The sequence below is a fragment of the Micromonospora sp. NPDC049903 genome, from assembly GCF_044460945.1.
Lineage (GTDB): Bacteria > Actinomycetota > Actinomycetes > Mycobacteriales > Micromonosporaceae > Micromonospora.
Genome location: NZ_JBITKL010000003.1, coordinates 70410 through 86555 on the forward strand (window position 1 = coordinate 70410; position 16146 = coordinate 86555).

Here is a 16146-nt window from a genome sequence, read left to right on the forward strand (position 1 = left end):
CGCCCCCGTCCCCCGACCGGTGGGGGGCCGGGTACCGCACCGGGGCGCGGGCCAGGCGCGCGCCCGCCCCCGCCGGGCGGGCGGGGGCCCCCCCCCCCCCCCCCCGGGGCGGCGCCCGACGGACCCGCCGGTAACGCCGGCCGGGTGGGGTGTGGGGAAGCTCCGCACCCGGCCGGCCACCTACCTGGTGCGTCTTCCTCCGCACCGCCCGCCGCGGGCGCGTACCGCGCCGACGGGTCCACCCGTCGCGCGACCGCCCCGCTCCGGCCCACGTGGAGGAGACCATGCCGACCAGTCCGGCCCAGGCGCCGACGGTGCCCGCGCACGTGCTGCCGCACCGCACTCCCGCCCAACTGCTCACCGTGGCCCGGCAGGGCCTCGCCGAGGCCGTCCGGACCGGCCCCGACGGCCTCCGGTACGCCGCCGCCCACCTCGCGGCGCTGCGCGCCGCCGCCGCGGTGCTCGCCGCCCGCGCCCGTCCCGCACCCACCCGACGCAACCGGATCACCAGCGTCTGGGTGCTGCTCGCGGTCGTCGCCCCCGAGCTCGACGAGTGGGCCGCCTACTTCGCCCTCGGCGCCGGCAAGCGCGCCGCCGCCGAGGCCGGCATACCCCGGGTGGTCACCGCCCGGGAGGCCGACGACCTGCTCCGCGCCGCCGAAGAGTTCGTGACGGTGGTGGAGGCCGCGCTCGGCCTGGCACATCAGCCGGCGATCGACGGTCTCGTCGCCTGACCAGCACCACCCACCGGCGGGCACCGGTGGCGACACGACGGGGGGTAGGTCCGATGGCGGGCCGCATGGTGGTCGGTTCCGCCGCGCTGGCCGGGTTGGTGCGTCCGGCCAGCGCACCCCACCCGGCAGGCGGCCACCGGATACTCCCTGTCCGTCCCGAGCTGACCGGGCTGCTGCCCGGTCGTGGACTGCGACGGGGCAGCACCATCGCGGTCGGCGTCGGGCAGTCCCGGCACAGCGGCACCACCTCGCTGCTGCTCGCCCTGCTCGCCGAGGCGTCCCGGGCTGGTTCCTGGTGTGCCGTGGTCGGGATGCCGACCTTCGGCGCCGGTGCGGCGGCCGAGGCCGGGATCGCCCTGGACCGGCTCGCCCTGGTGTCGCAGCCAGGCCCCGAGTGGCCCACCGTCGTCGCCGCGCTCATCGACGGGGTCGACGTGGTGGTGACTGCGGTACCCGCCACCGTCTCCACCTCGGTCACCGCCCGGTTGGCAGCCCGGGCCCGTCAACGCGGCAGCGTGCTCGTGCCGTTCGGCCGGTGGGACGGGGCGGACCTGACACTCCAGGTGGTCCGGGGCGCCTGGGAGGGACTCGGGGCGGGGCGGGGACGGCTGCGCCGCCGGGAGGTGACCATCTCGGCACACGGGCGGGGCGCGGCCGCCCGCGCCAAGGAGCTCACGGTGTGGTTGCCCGGCGACGAGCTGACCCGCGTCATCCCCCGCCCCACCACCGCCGCCCGGTCACACCCCGCCCGGTTCCGCGTGCTGACCTCCCCACACATCGCGGAGCGCGCGACATGAGCGAGCGTCAGCGAGTGAGTCGTCAGCTCTGTGGTGCCTCATGGCGGCGCGGAGCGTCGTTATGAGCGAGCGTCAGCGAGTGAGTCGTCAGCTCTGTGGTGCCTCATGGCGGCGCGGAGCGCCGACATGAGCACGTCGGCTCGGACGCTGCTGCTCTGGTGCCCGGACTGGCCGGTGCTCGCCGCCGAGATCGTCGACGGGGTGCCCGCCACCGGGCCGGTCGCGGTGCTGCACGCCAACCGGGTGGTCGCCTGCTCCGAGCAGGCCCGTGCCGAGGGGGTGCGTCGGGGGCTGCGCCGCAGGGAGGCGCAGGGGCGCTGTCCGGGACTCACCGTCGTCGACCACGATCCGGGTCGGGACGCCCGGGCGTTCGAGCCGGTGGTGGCCGCGGTCGAGGAGGTGGCGGTCGGGGTCGAGGTGGTCCGTCCAGGGGCCTGTGCGCTGGCTGCCCGGGGACCGGTCCGGTACTTCGGCGGTGAGGAGGCGGCGGCCGAGCGGATCGTCGAGCACGTTGCGCAGAGTTGCGCGGTGGAGAGCCAGGTCGGCATCGCCGACGGGGTGTTCGCCGCCGGGCTGGCCGCGCGGGAGGGGCGGATCGTGTCGCCCGGTGCGACGCCGGCGTTCCTGGCCGTCCAGCCGGTCGAGGCACTCGGGCGACCCGCCCTGGCCGACCTGTTGCGCCGGCTCGGGGTGCGTACGCTCGGCGACTTCGCCGCGCTGGCCGCCGGTGACGTGCTGGCCCGGTTCGGGTTCGACGGGGCGCTGGCCCACCGGTTGGCCATCGGTGGCGACGACCGGCCGCTGGCGGTCCGACGTCCGCCTGTGGACCTGACGGTCACCGCCGACCTGGACGAGCCCATCGAGCGCGTCGACGTGGCGGCGTTCGCGGCGCGGACGCTGGCCGAGCGGCTGCACGAGCGGCTCGCCGGGCACGGGCTGGCCTGCACCCGGCTCGGCATCGAGGCGGTGACCGCGCACGGCCAGGAGTTGCACCGGGTCTGGCGGCACGACGGTCTGCTCAGCGCGGCGGCGATCGCCGACCGGGTCCGCTGGCAACTGGACGGTTGGCTCTCCGGTGGTGGCCGACGGGGCGGTGACCGGCCGCCCCGGCCCACCGCAGGGATCGTCCGGCTGCGGCTGGTACCGGACGGGGTGCTGGCCCAGGCCGGTCTGCAACCGGGGCTGTGGGGCGAGACCGGTGCGGAACGCGAGCGGGCACACCGGGCGCTGAGCCGGGTACAGGGCCTGCTCGGCCCGGAGGCGGTGGTCACCGCCGTACTCGGTGGGGGCCGGTCGCCGGCCGACCAGACGCGAATGGTGCCCTGGGGCGACGAGCGGTTACCGGCCCGTCCCGGCGCCGGTTCGGCCGTACCGTCCTGGCCAGGGCGGCTGCCGCCGCCTTCGCCGGCCGTGGTGCTGCCCACCCCGCTCACCGCGAGCGTGCTGGACGCCACCGGCGCACCGGTCGTGGTGAGCGCGCGATTGACGGTGAGCGCCCCACCGGCCCAGTTGATCATCGAGGTGGAGGCCGGCGCCCAGGTCACCCGGCGCAGCGCACCGGCGGGGACTGCCGGTGCGGGTGGTCCGGCGGACGGAGCCGTCGGCCGGGGTGGTGTGCCGGTCGAGATCGTCGGTTGGGCCGGCCCGTGGCCGGTCGACGAGCGGTGGTGGGACCCGGTCGAGGCGTGTCGGCGGGCCCGTTTCCAGGTCAGCCTGGCCGACGGCAGCGCCCTGCTGCTCGCCGTCGAATCCGGCCGGTGGCTCCTGGAGGCGGTCTATGACTGAGGCGGAAGTGAATCTTGGTGCGTTCCGTCCCCCGGGAGGGCCGGAACGTACCAAGATCTCGGTGGGTGGGGTGGGACGGTGAGTTTCCACAATCCTCGGCTGCCCTGGTCGGAGCTGGAGCGGGTGCTCTCCGGGCGTACCGGGGAGGGTGAACGGCACCTGCGGGTGGTGGATCCCCTCGCGGTCGACGCCGACGGCGGCGACTCGCCGGCCTGGAGCCGGAGCCGGGAGCAGTACCATCCGCCCGAGCTGGCCCGCCCGGACGGTGTGGTGCCGTACGCCGAGCTGCACGCGCACACCAACTTCAGCTTCCTCGACGGGGCCAGCCATCCCGAGGAACTGGCCGAGGAGGCGGTCCGGCTGGGGTTGACCGCGCTCGCCGTCACCGACCACGACGGCTTCTACGGCGTGGTGCGTTTCGCCGAGGCGGCCCGCGCGCTGGACCTGCCGACGATCTTCGGGGCGGAGCTGTCCCTCGGCCTGCCCGGCCCGCAGCAGGGCGTACCCGACCCGCACGGCAACCACCTGCTGGTGCTGGCGCACGGCCACGAGGGGTACGCGCGGCTGGCCACGACCATCGCCCGGGCCCAGTTGCGCGGCGGGGAGAAGGGTCGCCCGGTCTACGGCGAGCTGGAGGAGGTGGCCGCCGACCTGCGCGACCACGTGCTGGTGTTGACCGGCTGCCGCAAGGGGCACGTGCCGTCCGCCCTGCTCACCGAGGGGGTGGACGCGGCGGCCCGGGAGCTGGACCGGCTCACCGAGCTGTTCGGCGCGGAGACGGTGGCGGTGGAGCTGACCGACCACGGGCACCCGGTCGACGGCGACCGCAACGACGCGCTGGCCGAGCTGGCCGCTGCCGCCGGGCTGCCCACGGTCGCCACGAACAACGTGCACTACGCCACCCCCGGCCGGCGTCGGCTGGCCACCACCGTTGCCGCCGTGCGGGCCCGGCGCAGCCTGGACGAGATCGACGGTTGGCTGCCCGCCGCGGGCACCGCCCACCTGCGCAGTGGTGCCGAGATGGCGGCGCGCTTCGCCGCGTACCCGGGGGCGGTGGCCCGGGCCGCCGAGTTCGGCGCGGAACTCGCCTTCGACCTCCAGCTCGTCGCGCCCCGGCTGCCGGCGTACCCGGTGCCGCCGGGGCACACCGAGATGAGCTGGCTGCGGCACCTCACCGACGAGGGGGCGCGGGAACGCTACGGCCCGCGCGAGGCGCATCCGCAGGCGTACGCGCAGCTCGACCACGAACTGAACATGATCGAGGAGCTGGGCTTCCCCGGCTACTTCCTGGTGGTCTACGACATCGTCGACTTCTGCCGGCGGGCGGACATCTACTGCCAGGGCCGGGGCTCGGCGGCGAACTCGGCGGTCTGCTACGCGTTGCGGATCACCAACGTGGACGCGGTCCGGCACCGGCTGCTGTTCGAGCGCTTCCTGGCCCCGGAGCGCGACGGCCCGCCCGACATCGACGTGGACATCGAGTCCGACCGCCGGGAGGAGGTCATCCAGCACGTCTACGCCCGGTACGGGCGGGAGCACACCGCCCAGGTGGCCAACGTGATCTCCTATCGGCCCCGGTCGGCGGTGCGGGACGTGGCCAAGGCGTTCGGTTTCTCGCCGGGTCAGCAGGACGCGTGGAGCAAGCAGATCGACCGGTGGGGCGACGTGGCCACGGTGGACGTGCCGGAGATCCCCGAGCAGGTGATCGCGTACGCCAACGAACTGACTGGTGGCTCGGGGAGGTGGGCGGGCTTCCCCCGGCATCTGGGCATCCACTCCGGCGGCATGGTGATCTGCGACCGGCCGGTGATCGAGGTCTGTCCGGTGGAGTGGGGCCGGATGCCCGGCCGCAGCGTGCTCCAGTGGGACAAGGACGACTGCGCCGCCGTCGGCCTGGTCAAGTTCGACCTGCTCGGCCTGGGCATGCTCTCCGCGCTGCACTACGGGTACGACATGATCGGGATGAGCCTGGACCTCGGCGACATGTCGCTGGAGGACCCGGAGGTCTACGACATGCTCTGCCGGGCCGACTCGGTCGGGGTGTTCCAGGTGGAGAGCCGTGCCCAGATGGCCACCCTGCCCCGGCTGCGCCCCCGGACGTTCTACGACCTGGTGGTCGAGGTGGCGCTGATCCGGCCCGGCCCGATCCAGGGCGGCTCGGTGCACCCGTACATCCGGCGCAAGAGCGGGCAGGAGGAGGTGACCTTCCCGCACCCGCTGATGCGCAACGCGTTGGAGAAGACGCTGGGCGTACCGCTGTTCCAGGAGCAGCTGATGCAGCTCGCCATCGACCTGGCCGGGTTCGACGCGGCCGGGGCCGACGAGTTGCGCCGGGCGATGGGGGCCAAACGGTCGGTGGAGCGGATGGCGAAGATCGCCGACCGGCTCTATCAGGGCATGGCCGAGCGCGGCATCACCGGCGAGCTGGCCGACGACGTCTACCGCAAGCTCACCGCGTTCGCCAGCTACGGCTTCCCGGAGAGCCACGCGATGAGCTTCGCCTACCTGGTCTACGCCAGTTCCTGGCTCAAGCGCTACCACCCGGGCCCGTTCCTGGCCGCGCTGCTCAGCGCCCAGCCGATGGGCTTCTACTCGCCGCAGACCCTGGTCGACGACGCTCGCCGGCACGGCGTGGAGGTACGCCGCCCGGACGTCAACGCCAGCGGCGCGAAGCCGGTGCTGGAGTCCACCCCGCAGACCCGCTGGGGCAGCCGGCCCGGCGAGCCGCCGCACGCCTGGGGGCTGGGCGGTCCGGCCGTACGGCTGGGGCTGTCCAGCGTGCGTACCCTCGGCGATCCGGTGGCCGAGCGGATCGAGGCGGAACGGACGGCGAACGGGCCGTACCGCGACATGCCGGATCTGGCCCGGCGGGTGGGTCTGACCGCGGCCCACCTGGAGGCGCTGGCCACCGCGGACGCCTTCGCCTGTTTCGGGCTGAGCCGACGGCAGGCGCTCTGGGCGGCCGGCGCGGCGGCGCAGGACCGGCCGGACCGCCTGCCCGGCACGGTGACCGGCGCGACGGCACCCACCCTGCCCGGCATGGAGGAGGTGGACCGGCTGGTCGCCGACGTGTGGGCCACCGGATTGTCCCCGGAACACCACCCGGCCCGGTTCATCCGCCCCCGGCTGGACGCCCTGGGCGCGGTGCCGATCGACCGGCTGGGGCGGGTGGAGCCGGGCCGACGGATCCGGGTCGGCGGGATCGTCACCCACCGGCAGCGCCCGGCGACCGCAGGCGGGGTCACCTTCCTCAACCTGGAGGACGAGACCGGCATGCTCAACGTCACCTGCTCGCCGGGGCTGTGGCAGCGGCACCGGCGGGTGGCCCGGACCAGCGCCGCGCTGGTGGTGCGCGGGTTGTTGCAGCGGCACGAGGGAGTGGTCAACCTGGTCGCCGACCGGCTGGACGCGATCGAGCCGCCGGTCAGCCCCGCGTCCCGCGACTTCCGCTGACCGGCCCGCCGCCTCGGCCCGGACGGTCGAGTGGGCCCGCCGTCGCCTCGACCCGGCCGCTGACCGGCCTGTCGCCGGCGGTGTGGTTCGCCGTGCGCCCACCTGATGTCCCGACGGCGTGCCTTGCAGTGGCCCGCCTGCTGCCCCGGACGGCGTGCCTCGCCGTACATGATCGGCCGGGCAGGCCCTAGGCTCGACCGGGTGGAACAGACCCCGAATCCGGCCGGGCCGCCGCTCACCCCCCGTACCGCCGTGGTCTGGTCGGTGCTCCGCGCCGAGTTGGACCGTCGGCCCGCCGCCGAGCTGACCGTGCTCGACGTCGGCGGCGGCACCGGTGGCTTCGCCGTGCCGCTGGCCCGGGCCGGGCACCGGGTCACCGTGGTCGACGCCAGCCCCGACGCGCTGGCCGCGCTCAGCCGCCGGGCCGCCGAGGCCGGGGTGGCGCAGCGGGTACGCGCGGTGCAGGGCGACGGCGACGCCCTCGCCGGCCTGGTCGAGCCGGCCAGTGTGGACCTGGTGCTCTGCCACGCCGTCCTGGAGGTCGTCGACGACCCGGCGCCGGTGGTGGCCGCGCTGGCCGGGGCGCTGCGGCCGGGCGGTGCGGCCAGCGTGCTGGTCGCCGGGCGGGCGGCGGCGGTGCTCGGTCGGGCGATGAACGGCCACCTGGACGTGGCGACGGCGCTCGCCGCCGACCCCGACGGCAGCGCCGGCCCCCGGGACACGCTGCGTCGACGCTTCGACGCCGACGGTGCCACCGCGCTGCTGGCCGCCGCCGGGCTCGCCGTCGAGGAGATCCACGGAGTACGCGTACTCGCCGACCTGCTGCCCGCGGCCGTGGCGGACGGCCAGCCGGGCGCCCTGCTGGAGCTGGAACGGGCGTTGGCCGCCCGGCCGCCCTGGCGGGACCTGGCGGCGCAACTGCACCTGTTCGCCCGCCGTCCGGCATGACCGGCCCGGGCGGGTCGGCGTTGGAGCCCTCGGTGTTAGGAGGGGTCCCCTCCTATGCACCAGGCGTTAACAAGGTGCCCTTCCTTACACCCGTCGCGCCGGAGTACGGCGGGGGGAGCCTCGCCGACGTGCTGCCCAGCGCGCTCGCGGTGCTCGGCGTGCCCGGTGCCGCCGACCTGCTCGGCCTCGGCGTCGACCTGCCCGGCGTACGCCGGATCGCGGTGCTGCTGGTCGACGGGCTCGGCTGGTACCAGATCCCGACCGCCGCGCCGTACGCGCCGACCCTGGCCGGGCTGACCGCGGCGGCCGGTCGGCCACTCACCTGCGGCTTCCCCTCCACCACCCCGGTCAGCCTGGTCACCCTGGGCACCGGGGCGGCACCCGGCGCGCACGGGGTGCTCGGCTTCACGCTGCGGGTGCCCGGCACCGAGCGGGTGCTCAACCACATCGAGTGGTCCGGCGACCCGTCGCCGCTGCGCTGGCAGCCGGTCGCCACCCAGTTGCAGCGGGCCCGGGCCGCCGGGGTGGCGGTGACCGTGGTCAGTCGGCCGGAGTTCGGCGGCAGTGGGCTGACTCTGGCCGCGAACCGGGGCGGGGACTACCGGGGCGCGGCCGGGGTCGACGCGGTGGCCGCCACGATGCTGACCGCGCTGACCGCCGGACGCGGCCCCACCCTGGTCTCCGGCTACCACCCGGACGTGGACCGCGACGGGCACCTCAGCGGCGTCGACTCGGCGCCCTGGCGGGCGTCGGTGGCCGAGGTGGACGGGCTGCTGGCCCGGTTGGTGGACGGGTTGCCGCCGGACGGGGCGCTGCTGGTCACCGCCGACCACGGCCAGCTCGACGTGCCCGCGGAGCACCGGTTCGACCTGGACACCGACCCCCGGCTGACCGACGGGGTGCGGGTGGTCGCGGGCGAGCCCCGGGTGCGGTACCTGCACACCGCGCCGGGTGCCACCGCCGACGTGGTGGCGGCCTGGTCGGCCGTGCTCGGCGACGCCGCCCGGGTGATGGTGCGGGACGAGGCGGTGGCCACCGGCTGGTTCGGGCCGGTGCCCGAGGCGCACCTGGAGCGGGTCGGCGACGTGGTGGTGGTCTGCAACGACACGTACGCCGTGCTGGCCAGCCGGTCGGAGAGCCCGATGGTGTCCCGGCTGGTGGCCTTCCACGGCGCGGACACCGCGGCCGAGATGACGATTCCGCTGCTGGTGCTGCGGGGCTGACCGGCCGTCTGCGTCCCACCCCCGGGTTAACCTGCCGGGGTGGGACGCAGCCAGTCGTTGCCCCGGGGCGGCGATCCCCGGTTCGGGCCGGACTCCGACGACGCCGGCTGCTCGATCCTGCACGTCGACATGGACGCCTTCTTCGCCTCGGTGGAGGTGCGGCACCGGCCGGAGTTGCGCGGAAAGGCCGTCGTGGTCGGCGGGGTCGGTCCGCGCGGCGTGGTCAGTTCCGCCAGCTACGAGGCCCGGCGGTACGGCGTCCGCAGCGCGATGCCGACGATGCGGGCCCGGGCGCTCTGCCCCCACGCGGTGTTCCTGCCACCGGACTTCAGCCGCTACTCGGCCGCCTCGCGGGCGGTCATGCAGATCTTCCGGGACGTCACGCCGCTGGTCGAGCCGCTCTCCCTGGACGAGGCGTTCCTGGACGTCGCGGGGGCCCGGCGACTGTTCGGCCCGCCGGCCGCGATCGCCCGCCGGATCCGCGAGCGGGTCGCCGCCGAGCAGGAGCTGACCTGTTCGGTGGGGGTGGCGTCGAGCAAGTTCGTGGCCAAGCTCGGGTCGACCCGGGCCAAGCCGGACGGCCTGCTCGTGGTCCCGGCCGCGCAGGTCCTCGACTTCCTCCATCCGTTGCCGGTGGCCGCCCTGTGGGGAGTAGGGGAGCGGGCCGAGCAGAGCCTGCTGCGGCTCGGGCTGCGGACGGTGGGCGACCTGGCCCAGGCACCGCCGGGGATGCTGCGGACCGCCGTCGGCGCGGCGGCGGCCGCGCACCTGCACGAGTTGGCGTGGGGACGCGATCCGCGTCGGGTCAGCCCGGAGCACGCGGAGAAGTCGATCGGCGCGGAGGTCACCTTCGACGTCGATGTCCGAGATCCGACCGAGATCCGGCGTACGCTGCTGGGGCTCGCCGAGAAGGTCGGCGCCCGGCTGCGCGCAGCCGGGCAGGTGGGACGCACCGTGTCACTCAAGGTGCGGATGGCCGATTTCCGCACGGTGAGCCGGTCGCGCACCCTCGACGTGCCCACCGACGTGGCCCGGGAGATGTTCGACACGGTCTGGTCGCTCTACACCGCTCTGGCACCGGGTGAGCGGATTCGCCTCGTCGGCGTACGGGCGGAGGGTCTGACCGCGGCGGACGAGACACCCCGGCAGCTCGCGCTCGGTGCGCCCGAGCGGGGCTGGCGCGAGGCGGAGGTCGCGGCGGACGCCGCGGCTGCCCGATTCGGGCGGTCCGTCATAGGACCGGCCAGTCTTCTCGGTGGGCGTGATCCCCGACGAAATGAAAATCCGACGCGGCCGTAGGTCGTCCCGCTTTCCGACGCGCGAGGGCCCTCGTAGACTTGCGGGTAAGCAGCCGGTTGGCTGCCACGGTCTGTCGGTCCGACCGGACCGACCAACGTGACCGGGGAGGAGTGCCGTGCCGCTCTCGGAGCACGAGCAGCGGCTGTTCGAGCAGATCGAGCGGTCGCTTGCCGAGGACCCCAAGTTCGCCTCGGCCGTGCGCGCCAGCGACCCGCGTTTCCACGCGCGGCGTCGCCTGCTCGTCGCTGCCGGCGTGATCGTCGCTGGCCTGGCGTTGTTGGTCTATGGCGCGGTGATCAAGACTCCGCCGTTGGCAGTGGCGGGATTCGTTGTCATGCTGGCCTCGGCCGCGTTCGCGGTGCAGTCGCACCGTCGGGCGCAGTCACCGGACCTGCACGTCGTCGGAGGCACGGCGAGTCGTCGCCGGTCCCGGGGACGGTCCGGCCGCCGGTCGGGGGGTTTCCTCGACCGGATGGAGGACCGGTGGCGTCAGCGCCCGGAGGGGCACCGCTGACCCGCTGTTCCTGACGGCGGGACATCCGTCCCGGGCCTGACCGGTCCGGGGCGTTCCGGCGTGCGACGGACGTGTGTCGTCCGGGTGCCCCTTCGGGGTGCCCAGGGCGAGGGCTGCGACGTGGCGCGCTGATCGCTGCCCGGCGGGCGACGACAGAAGGCCACGCGGCGTGGAAAGACTGGCGGCGGCAGAAGGCCACGCGGCGTTGTAAGGCCATGTCCGCGAGGGAAGAACCACGACGGGCCGGGTACGGGTGGATGTCCACCGGTACCCGGCCCGTGTCGTCGTGCCCCGGTCCGGGCGGGTCAGCGACTCGCGCGGTTCGCGATCAGCCGACGCGGACTGAACCGCAGCAGCCGGTGGCGTACCTGACCGCCGGAGTTCACCAGCCGCGACGAGGTGTCCGCGACGGTGGTGCGCCAGCGTTGCAGCACCGACGGCGGCAACACGGTCGCCATCAGTCGGGTACGTCGGTCGGCCCGCTCGGCCAGCGCACCGCGTACCGTCCGCAGGGCCGTGGGCAGCGGCTCGCCGGTCAGCGGGTCGCGCGCGTACCGGGCCCGCTCCTCGGCGCGGCCGAGCAGGCGGACCGCCGTACCGGCCCCGGTGTCCGGTGCGAGGGCCTCCCGGACCAGCCGGTCGGCGGTCGCCCGGGGGGTCTCCGTCCGGTCCACCCGGATCCGGTAGTCGACCAGGGTGTCGAGCAGTTCGTCCCAGGCGGCGTGTGCGTCCGCCCGTGCCCGGTCCGGGTCGGCGCCGACCGTCATCGCCGGTCGGTGCTCCCCGGTGGCGGTCGCCTCCGACGCGTCGACCGTCCGGATCACCGGCGCGGGCCGACCTCGCCGGTGGCGCAGCGCGAGTCGGCGCAGCGCCGGCACGGCGAGCAGGGCCAGCAGGGCGAGTACGCCCACGGCGAGTAGCCAGGGCCAGCGCGGCGCCTGCTGGGTGGGCGCGCCCGGGGCGGCGCCGAGGGCCGGGTCGTCGCCCTCCTGGAACTGGTCCGGTCCGGCGTCCGGTCCGGCCGACGGGTCGTCCGCGTCGGGCGCGGCCGTCGGGTCGGTCTGCGGGGTGTTGTCCTCCGGGGCGTCGACGTCCGGCGCCCAGGCGGAGCGGGCCGAGCCCGGCACGCCGTAGGTCGGGGTGGCGTCGAAGGGCACCCACCCGATCTGGTCGAAGTACACCTCGGTCCAGGCGTGCAGGTTCCGGTTGGTCAGGGTGAGCGTGTCAGCGGTACGCCGGCTGCCGTTGGTGAACCCGAAGGCCACCCGGGCGGGGATGCCGGCGTCGCGGACCATCCAGGCCAGCGCCGCCGCGTACTGCTGGCAGTAGCCGGCCTTGTTCTCCAGGAAGTCGAGGATCTCCTGCCCGCTGGTGCCCTGCTCGGTGCTGAGCTGGTAGGTGAAGCCGTTGTCCTCGGAGAAGTAGTCGTAGATCGCGCGCACCTTGTCGTACTCGGTGCGCTGGCCCCGGATCAGGTCGGCCACCAGGGCCCGCACCTCGGGCACGTCGGGGGTGACGGTCTGCTGGACCCGCCGGGGATCGTCGGCGGACAGCGCCCGGGCCGAGCGCAGGGCCTGCGGCGTGTACGTCGAGCGGACGTAGTCGAACGAGTACGACTTCTCCCGGGAGTTCTCCCGGTTCGAGAAGACCACTTGCAGGTCCTGGTCGTAGAACCAGTTCCGGTCCAGGTCGGTGAAGTCGACCGGCTCGGCGTACACCGGCAGCAGCGGCATGGCCAGGGCCCGGGTCACCTCCACGGTGGCCCGGTGCCGGGTCCGCTCGACCCCTCGTACCTGCTGGCCCGACGGGTCGGGCAGCTCACCGGTGACCCGGCCGCCGTTCGGACCGCGTACCCGGAAGCCGTCGCCGCGCAGCTCGTCGGCGACGCCGAAGCGCAGGTAGAACGGATCCTCCTCGGTGGTGGTTACCGTCACCAGGTCGGTGGTCTCGGACTGGTTGAGCGTGCCGCTGAGCGCGGCGAACAGGTCGACGCGGCCGGGGGAGCCGCCGAAACCCTGCCCGCCCAGACCGTTGCCGACACCGGAGTTCAGGTTGCTCATCAGACCGGAGGTCATGCCCGGTATGGCCAGCGGCACCAGGACGGCCAGCGCCAGGCCCACCACCGCCAGCCGTCGTCCGGCGGCGGCCAGTGGGGACGCCTCCCAGATGTCGACGTCGCGGCCGTCGCCGGTGAACCGGCGGCCGAACCGCCGGACCCGGTCGACGTTGTCGGTGACCAGCAGCCAGAGGAAGCCGGCGGCTCCGATGGCGAACGGCAGCGGCGGGACGCTGTCCACGTAGACCGCCACCGGCACCGAGTAGATGGCCAGCATCGGCAGACCGGCCAGGGCGGGCCGGCGCAGCCCGACACAGAGCACGTCCACCAGCACCGCGACCCCGCCGACGCCGAGCACCGTGATGAACAGCAGCGGGTCGGTGTCGGGCACCTTCACGCCGTGCGAGCGCATGTCGTCGACCGAGGTGCTGAGCAGCTCGGCGAAGTGCCCGAAGGTGGCCGGCGTGGGCAGCACCGCGAGTAGTTCCTCGCCGCTGGGGAAGAGCCAGGTCAGGGCCAGGGTGAGGCCGGCGACCATGGCCAGGATCTGGGCCCACAGCGGGGTCCGGCCGAGCCGGGCCAGGGCCGCCGCGGCGGCCACCGCGGCCACCGCGATGACGGCCTGCACCAGCCAGGTCCACCGTTCGAAGATGGCCGACAGGGGCGCGGCGGCGAGCAGGGTCGCGGCGGCGGCCACCAGACCCAGGTTCCGATGGGCGATCATGAGGGGGACCTTCCGTTCATCGCACGCCGCCGGCCACCGTCTCGGCCATCGCGGCCCGCAGGGCGAACCCCTGCGAGCCCCGGCCGGCCTGCGGCCAGAGCGCCGGCAACCGGCCGCCGTGGTCGACGCCGATCACCCGCCAGCCGGACTGCATCAGCGCCAGCGCGGCGGTGTCGTGTGCCTGGTCGGCCTCGGCCCGGGCCGGCGCCGGCAGGTTCAGCCAGGCGGAGCTGTCCAGCAGGAAGCAGACGCAGGTGGCACCGTTGGCCCGCAGCCCGGACAGCAGTTCCGCCTCGGCGGTGCTCAGCGACCCGAAGACGCCGATGATCAGGCCGCCGTCGGAGCGCTGCCGGACGTGTTGCACCAGGGTGGTGATCTCGACGCGTTGGTCCAGCCGGACCTCCGCGAGTTGGTCGAGCAGCAGGCCGTCACCGGCACCCTCGGTCGCGTTCACGTCCGCGCCGGAGCCGGTGACCAGGCGCAGCTTGTAGCCGGCCTGACGCAGGTGCACGGCGATGCTGGCGGCGGCCGAGACGGCCCACTCGAAACTGGCCGTCGGGCCGTCGCCCTGGTGGCCGTACGCGCGGGTGTCCAGCAGGACGGTCGCCCGGCTCTCCCAGGGCTGTTCCTCCCGGCGCACCATCAGCTCCCCGGTGCGCGCGGTCGACTTCCAGTGCACCCGGCGCAGGTCGTCGCCGCGCCGGTACTCGCGGGTCGCCGCGTCGTCCTCGCCGTGCACGGCCACCGAGCGGGCCCGGCTCTCGCCGCTGCCGGCGTACTCACCGGGCAGCCGCACCGCCGGCAGCGGCACCACCTGCGGCACCACGGTCAGCGAGTCGGTGCCCGGGAAGGCCCGGCTCAGTTCGCACAGACCGAACGGGTCGGTCATCCGGACCACCAGCGGCCCCACCTCGTACCGGCCGCGCACGTCGGCCCGCACGGTGTACGCCACCGAGCTGGCCTGGTGCGCGCCGAGCCGTTCCAGCACCACCCGGGGCCGGCTGCCGAGCGCGTACGGCAGTCGGTCCTCCAGCAGCAGGGTGCCGGTGGGCAACCGGGACAGGTTCTGCAACCGCAACACCATCCGGGCGGTGGCGCCGACCGGCACCCGGTGTGGGTCCAGCGAGCGGTGACAGGCCAGCTTGTAGCGGCTGCGGCCGACGTAGAGCGCGGCGAGCAGCGGGAGGACGGCCAGCAGCACGGCCACCCGCAGCAGGTCCTTCTCGCCGAGGATGCCGGCGGAGACGGCGGCCGCCAGCGCGGCGGCCAGAAAGGATCGACCGCGGGTGGTCAGGCCGCGGAGGCCGTCACGCACGTCACGGCCTCCGGGGTTCGAACGGGGCCCGACCGTTGCCGTTGCCGGCCGGCGGCCGGGTGTCGTACGGCGAGCGCTGGCGGTCGTGCGGCAGCGGCAGCCGGTGCACCAGGTCCGCCACGATCGCGTCGGTGGTACGCCGGGCGAGCTGGGCGTCGGCGGTGGGGATGAGCCGGTGCGCCAGGACCGGTACGGCGAGTACCTGGAGATCGTCGGGCAGGACGTAGTCACGCCCGTCGAGGGCGGCCACCGCGCGGGCGGTGCGCAGCAGTTGCAGGGTGCACCGCGGGGACGCGCCGAGCCGCAGGTCGGGTGCCTCCCGGGTGGCGGTGACCAGGTCGATCGCGTACTGCTTGACCGCGTCGGCGACGTGCACCTGCCGGACGTGACCGATCAGCCGGCGCACGGTGTCGGCGTCGGAGACCGGGCGCAGTGCCGGCAGCGGGTCCACCGCGCCGTGGCCGTCGAGCATGGCCAGCTCGGCGTTCGGGTCGGGGTAACCCATCGCGATCCGGGCGGTGAAGCGGTCCCGCTGCGCCTCCGGCAGCGGGTACGTGCCCTCCATCTCGATCGGGTTCTGGGTGGCGATCACCATGAACGGGGTCTGCAACTGGTATGTCACCCCGTCGACGGTGACCTGCCGCTCCTCCATGCACTCCAGCAGCGCGGACTGGGTCTTCGGCGAGGCCCGGTTGATCTCGTCGCCGACGACCAGGTTGGCGAAGACGGCACCCGGCCGGAACTCGAAGTCGTGCGTCTCCTGGTTGTAGACGCTGACGCCGGTCACGTCGCTGGGCAGCAGGTCGGGGGTGAACTGGATGCGGCGCACGGAGCAGTCGATGGAGCGGGCGAGGGCCTTGGCCAGCTTGGTCTTGCCGACGCCGGGCACATCCTCGATGAGCAGATGACCCTCGGCGAGCAGGACGGCCAGAGCGAGCCGCACGGTGGCGGTCTTGCCCTCGATGACCTGTTCGATGTTGGCCACGATGGCGTCGCTCGCTGCGCGGAACTCGTCGTGCGGCAGCAGTCCGCCAACTTCGTCCCAGGTCTGTTGTGTCACGGGCCTCCTCCTCGTCGCTGTCACGGCAGCTCTGTACAGAGCACCTGGACCCGCCGTTGGGTTCGCGACGTGCGAGCCTCGTCTGCCGCAGCAATCTCACTGGCCTCTCAGGCTAACCATGTTTCTCGCCAACGCCGACCGGCGCAGGTGTTTGGGTGCTTAGAGGGCTATTTGTCGTTCACACAGCGCATGTCGTCGGTTCTGCCGGGTAAGCGGCGGCGGACGTTCCGATCCCGTG

The 16146-nt window shown here is 74.5% G+C and carries 11 protein-coding genes; 8 read left to right on the top strand and 3 right to left on the bottom strand.

Translation table 11 applies throughout. The features are described 5' to 3' along the window. The first annotated feature begins 284 nt into the window (after positions 1-284). The 8 genes from ACIBO1_RS08115 to ACIBO1_RS08150 all read left to right on the top strand — a co-directional run bounded on the left by ACIBO1_RS08115 (position 285) and on the right by ACIBO1_RS08150 (position 10753). Positions 285-734, top strand: a complete 450-nt coding sequence (locus ACIBO1_RS08115; protein ID WP_396742590.1) for an SAV_6107 family HEPN domain-containing protein — start codon at positions 285-287, stop codon at positions 732-734. A 53-nt stretch (positions 735-787) separates the two neighbouring features. Continuing rightward, positions 788-1531: a hypothetical protein gene (locus ACIBO1_RS08120; protein WP_396742592.1), complete on the top strand. Its 744-nt coding sequence runs from the start codon at positions 788-790 to the stop codon at positions 1529-1531. 126 nt (positions 1532-1657) lie between these two features. Beyond that, entirely contained in the window at positions 1658-3316 is a 1659-nt protein-coding gene (locus ACIBO1_RS08125) for a DNA polymerase Y family protein (RefSeq protein WP_396742594.1), read from the top strand. Between the two features lie 78 nt (positions 3317-3394). Then, positions 3395-6769 (top strand): error-prone DNA polymerase, encoded by a 3375-nt coding sequence (locus ACIBO1_RS08130; protein ID WP_396742596.1) that lies wholly within the window; start codon positions 3395-3397, stop codon positions 6767-6769. A gap of 168 nt (positions 6770-6937) precedes the next feature. Beyond that, positions 6938-7717 carry a methyltransferase domain-containing protein gene (locus ACIBO1_RS08135; RefSeq protein WP_350696340.1) on the top strand — a complete coding sequence of 260 codons (780 nt, stop codon included), beginning with the start codon at positions 6938-6940 and terminating at the stop codon, positions 7715-7717. Continuing rightward, complete coding sequence (locus ACIBO1_RS08140; RefSeq protein ID WP_396742598.1) at positions 7714-8940, top strand: alkaline phosphatase family protein; 1227 nt, start codon at positions 7714-7716, stop codon at positions 8938-8940. The genes ACIBO1_RS08135 and ACIBO1_RS08140 overlap by 4 nt, the downstream gene beginning before the upstream one ends. 39 nt (positions 8941-8979) lie before the next feature. Then, positions 8980-10239: a DNA polymerase IV gene (locus ACIBO1_RS08145; protein WP_396742600.1), complete on the top strand. Its 1260-nt coding sequence runs from the start codon at positions 8980-8982 to the stop codon at positions 10237-10239. A gap of 115 nt (positions 10240-10354) precedes the next feature. Then, positions 10355-10753: a DUF3040 domain-containing protein gene (locus tag ACIBO1_RS08150; protein ID WP_131056765.1), complete on the top strand. Its 399-nt coding sequence runs from the start codon at positions 10355-10357 to the stop codon at positions 10751-10753. Between the two features lie 305 nt (positions 10754-11058). Here the strand turns inward: ACIBO1_RS08150 and ACIBO1_RS08155 are convergent, their stop codons facing one another. Genes ACIBO1_RS08155 through ACIBO1_RS08165 form a run of 3 tightly spaced genes read right to left on the bottom strand, consistent with a single transcriptional unit; the run spans position 11059 to position 15908 of the window. Continuing rightward, complete coding sequence (locus ACIBO1_RS08155) at positions 11059-13533, bottom strand: DUF3488 and DUF4129 domain-containing transglutaminase family protein (protein WP_396742602.1); 2475 nt, start codon at positions 13531-13533, stop codon at positions 11059-11061. Positions 13534-13549: 16 nt separating this feature from the next. Then, a complete protein-coding gene (locus ACIBO1_RS08160; protein WP_396742604.1) occupies positions 13550-14848 on the bottom strand; it encodes a DUF58 domain-containing protein in 1299 nt (432 codons plus the stop codon). A gap of 1 nt (position 14849) precedes the next feature. Beyond that, complete coding sequence (locus ACIBO1_RS08165) at positions 14850-15908, bottom strand: AAA family ATPase (RefSeq protein WP_396742606.1); 1059 nt, start codon at positions 15906-15908, stop codon at positions 14850-14852. Positions 15909-16146: the final 238 nt, after the last annotated feature.